Raw genomic sequence first — 11,886 nt, forward strand, 5'->3', positions numbered from 1 at the left:
CCACAGACGACAAAGGATAAGGCCATGCAGCCCGATCTTCGTGTACGCATCGCAGGACTGGAACTGAAAAACCCCGTACTTACCGCATCCGGCACCTTTGGATACGGCCTGGAGTACGCCGAAGCCACCGATCTTTCCCGCATCGGAGCCATCATTGTGAAGGGGCTTTCCCTTCTGCCCTCCCAGGGCAACCCCGAACCCCGGGTGGTGGAAACCGCAGCCGGACTGCTCAATGCCGTGGGCCTCGAAAATATCGGCGTGGAGGCCTTTCTGGAACAGAAACTCCCCCGCCTGAAAGTCTGGGGAACACCCGTCATCGCCAACCTCTACGGCAAAAGCGAAGACGACTACCAAAAGCTTGCCCTGCGCCTTGAAAATGAGCCGGACATCGCAGCCCTGGAGCTTAACATCTCCTGCCCCAATGTGAAAGCCGGAGGTCTTGCCTTTGGTACCGACCCTTCTGCGGCAGCCCGTCTCACGGAAACCGTACGCAGGGTCAGCACCAAGCCCCTCATCGTAAAGCTTTCTCCCAATGTCACGGATATCAAGGTGATTGCCCGCAGCGTGGAAACCGCAGGGGCCGATGCCTTAAGCCTCATCAACACCCTCACGGGCATGAGCATTGACGTAAAAACCCGAAAACCCCGCCTTGCCAACATCACCGGCGGACTCTCAGGCCCCGCCATCAAACCCGTGGCCCTGCGCATGGTCTGGGAGACGGCCTCCTGTGTGAAAATTCCCATCATCGGCTTGGGGGGGATCATGAATGCAGAGGATGCCCTGGAGTTTATCCTCGCAGGTGCCAGTGCCGTGGCCGTGGGGACAGCCAATTTCATTGATCCGAAGACCACGGCAAAAATTGCGGACGGCATTGCCGACTACCTGAAAAAGCAGAAGATCCCCTCGGTGGCGGCCCTGAAGGGTTCCCTGCTGCTTCCTTAAAAAATCAGATTAGGACTTGCCATTTAAATTTTACTTCTGTAAACAATGTTTCTTGATCTGTTCTGCCATTGTCAGAAAGCCTTCCGGGATTCCGAAATTTCCCGCTCCGTTCACGGATTCCCGACCGATGCATCGTGTTGCAGCATCACTCTGTGAGACCGGCATCTGTTTTGAATCCGCCTGACACTTCTGTTCAGATGCCCTTCATCACCATTTCCAAACCCTCTGCCCTGTCCCAAGGAGGCCTTCATGTGGAAAAAAAAGATACTGGTACAGCTTGTTCTTATCCTTGGATCTGCTCTTTGTGCCATGGCCCAACCCGATGTACCGGAACCAACGGGACTGTGGCAGACAGAAGGCGGTAAATCCATTGTGGAAATCATCTCCCTTCCGGAAAATAAAACCTGGGCTGCCCGTATTGTATGGCTGAAGGAACCCCAGGACGAAAAAGGCAACCCCCTTTATGACGAACTGAATCCGGATCCCCAAAAAAAGGAAAATCCCATCATAGGGCTGACCATCGCCTGGGGATTTAAACCGGCAAAAAACGAGGCCTGGAAAGACGGACAGGTCTATGATCCTGAAACGGGTAAAACCTACAAGGCTCAGGCAAAAATGAAAGGAGATGCGCTGGAACTCAGGGGCTATATCGGGATTCCCGCCCTGGGCCGCAGCACGTCCTGGAAACAGGTCTCCCACCTGCCACAGGACAGCATCTCCAGAAATGATACCCCGATCCATACCCAGTAATCCGGAAGTATCCGGTAACCCCCAACACCCAAAGGAGTTTTAAATGAAAAAGGTCTGTTTTTTCATGCTCATCGCCTGTTTTCTGGCCGTTCCCGCCATGGCAAGCCTTAAAGTCGGCAGTGTCGAACTGCCCACAAGCATCAGTACAGACGGCAATGATCTTGTACTGAATGGCGCAGGCATCCGCAAAAAATTCTTCATAAATCTTTATGTAGGTGCCCTCTACGTCCAGCAGAAAACCAAGGATGCCGCAAGCATCATCAATGCCGATGCCCCCATGAGCATCCGTCTTCATATCACCTCAGGTAAAATTACGCGGGAAAAAATGCTGGATGCCATCAACGAAGGTTTTACGGCGGCAACGGACGGTAACACGGCTTCCATAAAAACCGGGATTGATCAGCTCAACGCCTGCTTCAACGATGAAATCAAAGATGGCGATCTCATTGAACTGAGCTATGCCCCCCAGAAGGGTGTCACCATGACAAAAAATGGAAGCATCCGGGGAACCATCGCCGGCCTTGAGTTCAAAAAGGCCCTGTTCGCCATCTGGCTGGGCGACAAACCCGCAGACAGCGGTCTGAAAAAAGATATGATCAACTGAAAAACGGACTGCCTTCTTTCCTCCCTTCCCCGTTACTGCGGGGAAAGGGGAAAAAGGCAGAATCCCCTTAAACCTGCTTCTTCCGTCTCTGCTGCACAACAATACGGGCCACCATGGCCATCTCCACCGCTTCCCGCCACTCCCCCGATGTCACTCCGTAACGCCCGCAGACATCCATATCCGGATCTCCATTCAAAAAAGAACGAAGTTCCCTCAGACTGCAGGTATCGTAATAATAAGCCGCAGGGCCATCATCCGGGAGAAAGGCCGAAGGCAGCTCGCCGGGCCAGGATCGGATCAGGCTTTGCAGTTCCGCCGTAGATGCCGCATACCGCATTGTTTTTTCTCCTTCATCAGACAAATCGCTGATCCGAACGCATGCGTACCACAGAAGCTCTGTCCCTCTGCATCCAGCCCGTACGCACCTCTTCCCTGTGGTCAAAGGCGGGAATATAAGGCTTAATGTCCAGAAGAGGGGTTCCGTCCAGAACATCCACTCCCCGAAGATGCAAAAGACTGGCCTCCACCGCCACAAGCTCCACAATGGAAAGTCCCAGATGGGCAGGCCGCAGCGGCGAGCGTGTGGCAAAAACCCCCCGTTCTTCCCTGTCCATATAGGGAACCACCCGCATTTCGCTGCGACACGCCCTATGGAAAAAATACAGCAGATAAATATGACTGAAACCTTCCAGATCCTTCAGTCCTTCAGCAAACTCCGGAGACAGGACGGCACTTCCCATCACCTCACCGGCTCCGACAGGCTGTATGGGCATATTCTCCAGATCCGTAAAGGGAGAATGAATGATACCGATAACGGGTACTTGAATGTCCTGCATTTCTGCTCCTTGTTCCACGGTACGCCCTCAAAAAAATTTAAAACCGCAATCCCTTTGCATAGGCCCTGTCGATGAAAGTCCGGTAATGGGAAATCACCACATCCCGTCGGATCTTCAGGGTGGGTGTCACTTCCCCCCTTTCCATGGAAAGGGGGACGTTCAAAATAATATAGTTTCCGATCTTTTCAAAATTCTGCAATTTCCCATTCACCGTGGCAACCTCGATCTCCACCAGGGTCACCAGTTCCGGAATTTTTACAAATTCAGGATATACGAGAAGATTTCCCTCCGGCCCCTCCTTCACCGCATCCTCATCAAAGGGAATGCCGTGTTTTTTGAACATACGGACAAAGGCCCTGAAGTTGGGCTGCACCAGAACCAGGGGAAAGGGCCTGTCATCCCCCAGCACCAGAACCCTTTCAATATAAGGACTCAACGCAAAAAGCGTCTCTATCTTAGAAGGTGCGACACGATGCCCCGTGGACAACATCAGCAAACCTTTTTTACGATCCACAACGCGGAGATACCCGTCCTCCAGCAGTTCCACCACATCCCCGGTCTGGTAATAGCCATCATCGGTAAAAACATTGCGGGTATCCTCAGGCCTCCCCCAATATTCCCGAAAAAGAAAATCCCCCTTGACCAGCAGCTCCCCATCGACTGCAATCCGATGGGCCACCCCTCTGGAAAAAAGCCCTGCACTTCCGGGCTTCACCGCTTCCAGGGGGGTCAGGGTAACGGCATTGCAGGTTTCCGTCGCACCGTATCCTTCCAGGATACGAATACCCGCACAGAGATAGAGACGACAAATCTTTTCGGGAAGGGCACTGGCCGCCGAAAAAACAAAACGCAGCCGGCCACCGAGACGTTGACGCAGTTTCCGGAAAACCAGCCAGTCCAGGCAAAGATAGAGCCCTTTCCGGATCCAGCCGCTTGCCCTGAGCCAGGGCCTCCCTTTTTCCGCCATATTCACTGTTTTTTCCGTATTCAGTGACGCTTCAATTACCGCCAGACCGACCTGCTCTGCCCTATGAAAAAGGAAACGCTGCAAAGACCCCTTCAAGGTTCCCCGAACCCGGGCATAAAGACGCAGATAAATGGAAGGCACACCCATCATGTAGGTGGGCTGAAAAAAACGCAGATCTTCTCCCAGGTTTTTTGCAGATCCATAGGCAATGGGAAGGGCTGCGAACATGGCTGTTCCATGCCCCCCCTGCCGTTCAAAACTGTGGGCAAGGGGCAGGTAAGCCAAGAGACAATCCGTCTCACTTAAAAGGGGCAACATATACAGATCCCGGATGCAGGCAGCCGTCATGGAGGCATGGGTATGCAGAACTCCCTTGGCCTGTCCCGTGGTTCCCGAAGTGTAGATCAGGGTCATGGGATCTTCGGGCTGTACCCCCCGCCAGCGTTCACCATACAGAAGGGGGGTTGACCGATGAAAAGTACGCCCTGCCTCCCGAAACGCCTCCAGCGTAAAAAATCCCGCATGGCGTTGCACCATATCCCGGTCTTCCATCCAGATCAGGGCCTTGAGGTAAGAACCTGCGGTCAGTACCCGCTCCAGGACAGACTCCCCATAGACAAACGCAAAACGGGATCCGGAATCCCGGATCTGTTCCGTTATCTCATAGGCGGAAAGGGAGGGATGAATGGACACAGAAATGGCCCCGCAGCAGAGGATGGCATAATCGGCCCACAACCACTGGGGAACGGTGGGGGCGATAATGGCCACCCGATCCCCCCTTTCCACTCCCAAAGAGAGGAGACCCTCCGCCAGCTCCCGCACAACGATACCCAGATCTCCGTAGGAAAGACTGGCTGCTGCCCCCCTTCCATCACGCCAGATCTGGGCCTTACGCTCTGGAAAACGGCCAATGTTACGGTGCAGCAGTTCCGGAAAGGTCTGCCGGGTCAGATACCATTTTTCCGCCTGATGCTGCATAAAATCTCATCTCCTGATGCGCCATAAAATCTGCATCCACAAATAAACATGCCGCCCCCGTTTTTTCGGAAGCGGCATCACAATCACTTGCCGTAGGTATCATTATGGCGGAAATCAGAAACAGCCCGGCGATCCGGTGCCTGGGGAAGTTTTTCAGGATAGCCCAGGGGAATCATGCTCACCACCTGAACCGTATCGGGAACATTCAAAATTTCTGCGGCTTTCTCGTGATCAAAAAGCCCAACCACAACGGTTCCAAGCCCCAGATCGTGGGCCACAAGACAAAGGCTCTGGGTGGCAATCCCCAGGTCATAAAGCATCCAGTCTCCCAGGATGGTCGGTGCCTTGCCGTCATAGTAACCGCTGGCTGCCTTTCTGCCGCAAAGCACCAGCAAGACAGGAGCTGCGACCAGGGCTTTGGTGGCGGGATTCCTCGGAGCCAGGGTTTCCTGAAGACGAAGCCGGATATCCCTGTCTTTCACCACAAGGACTTCCCAACACTGGGTATTGGCCCAGGACTGAGACCATTGAACAGCCTCAAGCACTTTTTCCAGAATCTCTTCGGAGATGGCCCGATCCTGGTATTTGCGGACACTGCGACGGGTTTTAAGAAAATTCAGAACTTCAGACATGATTCACTCCTTTATCTGTGGGGAGGGTTATCCCCGCATGGCTTTCTCCCCCGAGAAACCCCGTTTATCAGGCCACAGGCCAGAACCTTTGTCAAACATGAAAATCTGCTCCCCTGTTTCCCGGCAGCGGGAAAGCACGCTTGCGCAGCAGCGTCACACCTGCTTGGGTTCGGCACCAAAGACCCTGTTTCTCCCCGCCATTTTAGCAGCATACATGGCCTTATCCGCCCCGGTAATCAGCTCCTGGGGCGAATCCCCATGGCCCGGATAGGTGGCAACCCCCAGAGACAGGGTCACTTTCAACGGAGACTTTCCCTCCATGTACAGCGGGGTCTCTTCCACCTGACGCCGTAAAAAATCCGCCCGTTTCATACCCGCATCACCGGAAAGACCCGGCATGAGAAGCAAAAATTCCTCTCCGCCAAAACGACAGGCCACATCTTCGGTACGGACATCTGTTTTCAGAATTTCGGCAAGATTCTTCAAAACCGCATCACCGATGTCATGACCATGGGTATCGTTAAAGGCCTTAAAATCATCCACATCCATCAGAATCACAGAGAGGGGCACCCCCTCCCGCCGAATACGGGAAAATTCCCGCCGGAACGTTTCTTCCATATATCTGCGGTTGTAAAGTCCCGTCAACGGATCCGTCACGGCCTCTCTGCGAAGGCGGTCAACCAGATAAAGAGTGGTAAGGCTGGCACTGAGGTGTCCGGCAATGCTCGCGGCAAGGGCACGCCGGGCCGCCTGTTTTCGCCCATAGAGATCTGCCATCTGCAAAAGGCGGATACGCAGCCTTGCCGGACTTCCCTCTCTGGGCTGAATGGGAATACAAAGATCTTCATACCCCGCGACACCGGCACAGCACACATCCAGCTTATCGCCACCGGGCCTTTTACTGGGACAGTTCTCCCCCATGCAGGAGGTCATATCCGGACGTTCCCGCCCCCACCCTTCCATGGTTCTGACCCTGCCCTCAGCATCCAGAAAAACCAGCACACCGGCATCGGAAGGAAAAATCTGCTGACAGGTTCGTACCACAAGCACTGCGGCCTCTTCCATATCCCTGGCATGTTGCAGGGACTCTGCCAGACGGTTCAGGTGGGTAATCTCCAGAGTACGCCGTTCCAGTGCATGGATGGTACTGCGCAGGGCCGTATTGGTGGACTCCAGTATCAGAGTACGGGCCTTCACCCTTTCCTCCAGCCGCTCCTTATGCTGGGCAAGGCTTCTCTGCCTGTTACGCGTTTCCCGGATCCACTGCGTATTGTTACGTATCTGAATCTCCACCAGAGCCTTGCGCGCCCTGTCCGAACGTTCCAGCGCACCTGCCATTTCATTAAAGGCTTCCCCGATTTCTCCCATGATGGCCATCTCTCGGTCTCCCATACGGCAGCGAAGATTTCCCGCACGGATTTCCCGTATTCCCTGCATCAAAGCGACGGAGATGTTCCCATGTCTCTTTTTTTCCAGAGTCAACATCCAGCAGCAGAACAGGAAACAGCCAAGAACACCGAAAAAAAATCCCGAACCCAGCTGAATCCAGGCGGATTGCAACGCCTTTTCAGTAAAAGAGTCCACCGATGCGGAACCTTCTGCTCCCCCGACCTCTCCTGAATCGCCATCCCCCCCAGCCCTTTGCAGGCTGCCCATCTCCAGAGAGCCTTCCGCAAGAACCTGAGAAATATTCCGGAGTTCCATGACACCGGATACGGTTGCGTAAAGAAAAAAAACAAAGGATACAAGAATAAATATTATAAAAAACAAATCCTTATATATTTTATCCTTCATACTTTCGTTCCATTGAAAATCAAATGCCATGGTCGTTCGTCCAAAAAAAATGTGTCTGACCTGTCTCCTGCCCCGGACTGTACGAGTCCTGCCGTGAAACAACACGTTACCATTCCGAAGAAAAATATAGAAAAGTCTATTTAGCATCCTTTGGATGGGAAAGCAAAACAACATCCGCTCTTCTCCGGCAAATCGCCATAAAATCAGGGCTTCCGGCCCGTTACGATCTGTGCTATGGCTGGAAAACCTTCCCCTGCGGCATGGGGCAAGGCAGGTGGGCGACTGAAATCCCCGTATGCAGGGCCCCCCTCCAGCACACAGCCCGTCTCCCCCCTGTGAAGCCATTAGAGGCCAAGATGATACGGATTCCCTCCAAAACAAGGAGCCTTACCATGCGCTGTTTCTTTCTCCTTTCTGTTCTCTGCTTTCTGAACCTGCCTGCCACGGCTGCCGATCTCCTCCTCACCCATACCCATGGACGCAACGGAGGCAGTGCCGATACCCGTATCCTGATTCAGGATGCGCCCAATGACCTTGAAAATTTTTCCTTTGTCATTGCCTTTGCCCAGGACACCCTGGCCTTTGACCGGATTCTGGAAACTCCCCACACCGGCTGGGGATGGAAAGTCACAAGCCTTGCACTGAGTCCAGAAAATGGAAAGGAGCGTATCCGCATCAGTTTTTCAAAGGATCTTGCGGAAAAAGCCCTTCCCGGAGACCGGGATTACCTGCTCTGCGATCTGCGTTTTTCCGTAAAACAGAATAAAACAACCGTCCTGTATCTGGAAGAACCCGAGGGGGACATGAAAGCATGGCACACGGAAAATGCCCGCTTTTTTCACACGGATCAGACCAGCTCAGGCGACGATACGGACAGCACGGCGCACATCAGCTGTTTCCTGAACACCCTTGCCTATCCATAAAAACTCAGGGACTGTGGTATAAGGAATCCTTTTTGACTTTTTTCCGTATTCTGTTATCGTAAAAAGCATCGTGAACAAGATTTTTTTCCCAAAACCTGAATTTATTCCCCTACACTCCTGACCATTGAAAGACACCATGGCCTGTCTTTTTTCCTTTCCCATCCTTGGAGAACCCGACATTCAGAGGCTTCCCAGCCTGTTGCTGGAAGCGGTGAAGCGCCTGGGAGGTTCCGTATTCCCGGTTTCCGTAAGGATTCCAGCCCTGAACCAGCATCTCCGGGATGCCTTCCGTCAAGAAGAAGACACCCTCTACACCTCCCTCACCCTCGAAAAAAACACCCTCAGACTCCGCTGGAAAAAAGAAAGCTTTCCCCTGGTCATGCACATCCGTCCTCCGCAGCATCTTGATATGGAAAAACTATGCCAGGATTTTCAGGATAAAATCCGCACCAGCAATCCGGAACTTCTCCGCATGCACAATGAGAATATCCGTAAAAAACTCAAAAAAGCCCAGCAGGATGCCCAGAGGGAAATCCGGGATATTGAGCAGCAGCTTCTGCACAGAAAAAAAGAACTGGATCTCTATATCCAGAAAGCGGAAACGGACAGCCTGACGGGTATTCTGAACCGTGGCGCCTATGACCGCATCCTCCACGAGACCCTGCGTAACCCCAGCCTGCCCTTCAGCCTTATTTTCCTGGATCTGGATTATTTCAAGGAGGTCAACGACACCTTTGGTCATGCCTATGGGGACGAGGTACTGCGTTCCATGGCCCTCTCCATGCGATCCGCCATACGGGAGGGACGGGACATGGCCTGCCGCATCGGGGGAGACGAGTTTGCCATCCTCCTTTTTGCCGATATTCATCAGGCGGAACGCATCGGCTGCGCCATTCTTGCGGATATGGATCAGAAAGTCAGCATCGGCATCTCCACCTGCAAAGAGGGAGATACCCCCGAAAGTCTGGCCCACAGAGCGGACAAATCCCTTTACCATGCCAAAGAAAATGGCAGGGGGCAGGTGGTCTGTCTGGAAAAAAACGAAAATTTTCTTGAGTGCCCCGGCCCGGGCTGACAAGGCCGCTGCGATACGCTTCCCTGAACCGGTTTACAGCAGGCTCCCCTGAAGAAAGAGACCGATGCGCCTCATCACCCAGCAGCTTATCATCGACCGATCCAGCCCCCTCGTGATACGCTCCCGCCTGCGGGCAGTATCCAAGCGCATGGGCTTTCACAATATCCAGATGGAACGCATTCAGATCGCAGCCAGTGAGCTGATGACCAACCAGATGAAATTTGCCACAGGAGCCGGGCTCTTTCAGGTATGGGAACATTTTTCCCCAGCCCCTTCCCTGGATCTTTTTGCCTTTGACCATGGCCCTGGAATTCAGGATATCCAGAGTGCCCTTACCGATGGCTATTCCACAGCCAACACCCTGGGACGTGGCCTGGGTTCCATTGCCAGGGCCGCAGACTGTTTCGACATTTACTCAAAAGAGGGTTCCCCCCATTCCAGATCCTGGTGCGGCACAGCGGCCTGGGCCCGTTTTCACCTTCCGGCCCCCCCTTCTCATCCGCCCATCGAAGGACTTCTCACAGGCCGTTTTCTCCGTGCCCTGCGGGACAATGTTTTCAACGGAGACACCATCCGAACCGCCTCCAGCCCCAGCTTTTTCAACTGGATTCATCTGGATGGTCTCGGCCATGGCCGGGAAGCGGCCATGACTTCGGAAAGCCTCCATGAGCTCCCAAAGCCGGAAACGGATCCCGAGTCCCTGCTGACCACACTCCATCACAGACTGAACGGAAGCCGGGGGGCCATGGGGCTGGCCGTACGCCTGAATTTCCAGAACATGTGCGTCGATTATGCGGGGCTTGGAGATCTTGCCCTGCGTATCCTTGGATCTGAAAAAAAAAGTATGCCCTGCTTTCCCGGTGGCGTACTGGGAAGGGGCGGAGGCCATCCCGGAAAAGGTTCCTTTGACCTTGAACCCGATATGCTGATATGTTCCAGCTCCGACGGTATTCTCATCCACCCGGACATCAGCGAGTTTCCCGGACTCAAAAACCGCCATCCCCAGCTCATCGCCCTTCTCATGGGCAATCTTCTGGGCCGGGATCATGACGACAAGAGTCTTTTCATTGCACAATATAAAAATGGTATACAAACCAGACCTCCAAGGAGCATCCCATGACACTGGATTACAGCAGTATCGGCCCTACGGTTCTCAACCGCATCGACATGAGCAACATTGCGGACAAAATTGCCGAATTTGCAGACCAGACCCTGGCCAACCAGCGTTACCTGAATGAAAACGAGATCCGGGACTATACCTTTGAATTTGTTGACCTTTTTACGGCAATCCTGAAAAAGGGGCTGATCTCCGGCAAGGATCCCGCCTATCAGACCCTGGGCCGCCTCATGATGGAAATCCACAGTAAAATTCAGATGCGGGGTGGCTCCGCCGAGTCTTTTTTCAGGCTGATCCAGTTCATCCAGTCCCAGTTCCTCGAATCCCTTCTCCAGCAGGTTGAATCCTCGGAGGAAATCAGCCAGATGCTCCTCTATCTCATCCGTCTCTTTAACAAACTGGTGATGGATACCTTCCGCCTCTATCAGCTGGAAAGGGAGTGCGCCGTTCAGGCCCAGCAGAATGAACTCATGGCCGTGGCCACCCCCATCACAGAAATCTGGGATGGGGTGCTTTCCCTGCCCGTCATCGGCACCCTGGATTCCAGCCGGGCCATGGATCTCATGGAAAAGCTGCTGCTCCGCATCGAGGAAATCCGGGCGCGGGTCATCATTCTCGACCTTACCGGCGTTTCCACCATCGATACCCAGGTCATGCACCACCTGATTCAGGTCATCCGCGCCTCGGGTCTCATGGGAGCCCGGGCCATCCTGACGGGCATAAGGCCCTCCATCGCCCGGTCCCTTGCCAACCTCAACATCAACATGGGGGATATCCAGACCCGCTCCACCCTGTCCGAAGGTCTCAAGGAAGCTTTCCGTTTCCTGGGAATCCATGTCAGCAAGGCCCAGACGGAGTGAGCATGACGGCCGATATCCACCTCACCCCCATCGGATCCGGCAAGGTTCTTCTGGAACCGGGGATCGGGCTGGATCCTTCGGACACCGAAGGCCTGATTCCAGAAATCCTTGACCAGCTCCGCCGAAAAAATGCCGTGAGTCTCTTCTATGACCTAAGCCGGATTCCCGTCATTGACACCCTGTACTACGACTGGCTCTGCTTCCTTGCCAGAGCCTGTTCCGCTTCGGCCATCTCCATGACGGTCATCCGTATGCAGCCAACAGCGGCATGCAGTCTTTCCCTCTTCATTACCCAGGATCCACCCTTCGCCTGTGCTCTGGATACAGAACATCAAGACAGATGAACATAACAGGCAAGCATGGCAGATGACCATGGATCTTCCCATGCCCCCTGATTCTGTGAACCTT

General features: G+C 53.8%; 13 protein-coding genes. 8 read left to right on the forward strand and 5 right to left on the reverse strand.

Annotated elements, in window-relative coordinates; genetic code table 11:
- The first annotated feature begins 24 nt into the window (after positions 1-24).
- From BR04_RS08775 to BR04_RS08785, 3 genes are all read left to right on the forward strand, one after another.
- Complete coding sequence (locus BR04_RS08775) at positions 25-942, forward strand: dihydroorotate dehydrogenase (RefSeq protein ID WP_496355623.1); 918 nt, start codon at positions 25-27, stop codon at positions 940-942.
- A 249-nt stretch (positions 943-1,191) separates the two neighbouring features.
- Entirely contained in the window at positions 1,192-1,692 is a 501-nt protein-coding gene (locus tag BR04_RS08780; RefSeq protein ID WP_496355624.1) for a DUF2147 domain-containing protein, read from the forward strand.
- Positions 1,693-1,735: 43 nt separating this feature from the next.
- Positions 1,736-2,296, forward strand: coding sequence for a chalcone isomerase family protein (locus BR04_RS08785; protein WP_496355625.1), 561 nt, complete (start codon positions 1,736-1,738; stop codon positions 2,294-2,296).
- A 67-nt stretch (positions 2,297-2,363) separates the two neighbouring features.
- Here BR04_RS08785 and BR04_RS08790 read toward each other — a convergent pair whose 3' ends face one another.
- The 5 genes from BR04_RS08790 to BR04_RS08810 form a co-directional block, all read right to left on the reverse strand.
- Positions 2,364-2,633, reverse strand: a complete 270-nt coding sequence (locus BR04_RS08790) for a hypothetical protein (protein WP_496355626.1) — start codon at positions 2,631-2,633, stop codon at positions 2,364-2,366.
- A gap of 16 nt (positions 2,634-2,649) precedes the next feature.
- On the reverse strand, positions 2,650-3,132 hold the full coding sequence (tsaA, locus tag BR04_RS08795; protein ID WP_496355627.1) for a tRNA (N6-threonylcarbamoyladenosine(37)-N6)-methyltransferase TrmO: 483 nt from the start codon (positions 3,130-3,132) through the stop codon (positions 2,650-2,652).
- Positions 3,133-3,169: 37 nt separating this feature from the next.
- Entirely contained in the window at positions 3,170-5,077 is a 1,908-nt protein-coding gene (locus BR04_RS08800; RefSeq protein WP_496355628.1) for an AMP-dependent synthetase/ligase, read from the reverse strand.
- Between the two features lie 83 nt (positions 5,078-5,160).
- Positions 5,161-5,709, reverse strand: a complete 549-nt coding sequence (locus BR04_RS08805) for a nitroreductase family protein (protein WP_496355629.1) — start codon at positions 5,707-5,709, stop codon at positions 5,161-5,163.
- Between the two features lie 153 nt (positions 5,710-5,862).
- On the reverse strand, positions 5,863-7,503 hold the full coding sequence (locus tag BR04_RS08810) for a sensor domain-containing diguanylate cyclase (RefSeq protein ID WP_496355630.1): 1,641 nt from the start codon (positions 7,501-7,503) through the stop codon (positions 5,863-5,865).
- Between the two features lie 392 nt (positions 7,504-7,895).
- On the opposite strand from BR04_RS08810, the gene BR04_RS08815 reads away from it, so the two are divergent.
- The 5 genes from BR04_RS08815 to BR04_RS08835 all read left to right on the forward strand — a co-directional run bounded on the left by BR04_RS08815 (position 7,896) and on the right by BR04_RS08835 (position 11,822).
- The gene (locus BR04_RS08815) at positions 7,896-8,426 is read left to right on the forward strand and encodes a hypothetical protein (protein ID WP_496355631.1); all 531 of its coding nucleotides are present in this window, start codon (positions 7,896-7,898) and stop codon (positions 8,424-8,426) included.
- Between the two features lie 136 nt (positions 8,427-8,562).
- Positions 8,563-9,501 carry a GGDEF domain-containing protein gene (locus BR04_RS08820; RefSeq protein WP_496355632.1) on the forward strand — a complete coding sequence of 313 codons (939 nt, stop codon included), beginning with the start codon at positions 8,563-8,565 and terminating at the stop codon, positions 9,499-9,501.
- 64 nt (positions 9,502-9,565) lie between these two features.
- On the forward strand, positions 9,566-10,621 hold the full coding sequence (locus tag BR04_RS08825; RefSeq protein ID WP_496355633.1) for a hypothetical protein: 1,056 nt from the start codon (positions 9,566-9,568) through the stop codon (positions 10,619-10,621).
- Positions 10,618-11,478, forward strand: a complete 861-nt coding sequence (locus BR04_RS08830; RefSeq protein WP_496355634.1) for an STAS domain-containing protein — start codon at positions 10,618-10,620, stop codon at positions 11,476-11,478. Before BR04_RS08825 ends, BR04_RS08830 begins: the two co-directional genes overlap by 4 nt.
- 2 nt (positions 11,479-11,480) lie before the next feature.
- A complete protein-coding gene (locus BR04_RS08835) occupies positions 11,481-11,822 on the forward strand; it encodes a hypothetical protein (RefSeq protein WP_496355635.1) in 342 nt (113 codons plus the stop codon).
- The last annotated feature ends 64 nt before the right edge of the window (positions 11,823-11,886 follow it).

The organism is Desulfobotulus sapovorans DSM 2055 (assembly GCF_059569355.1).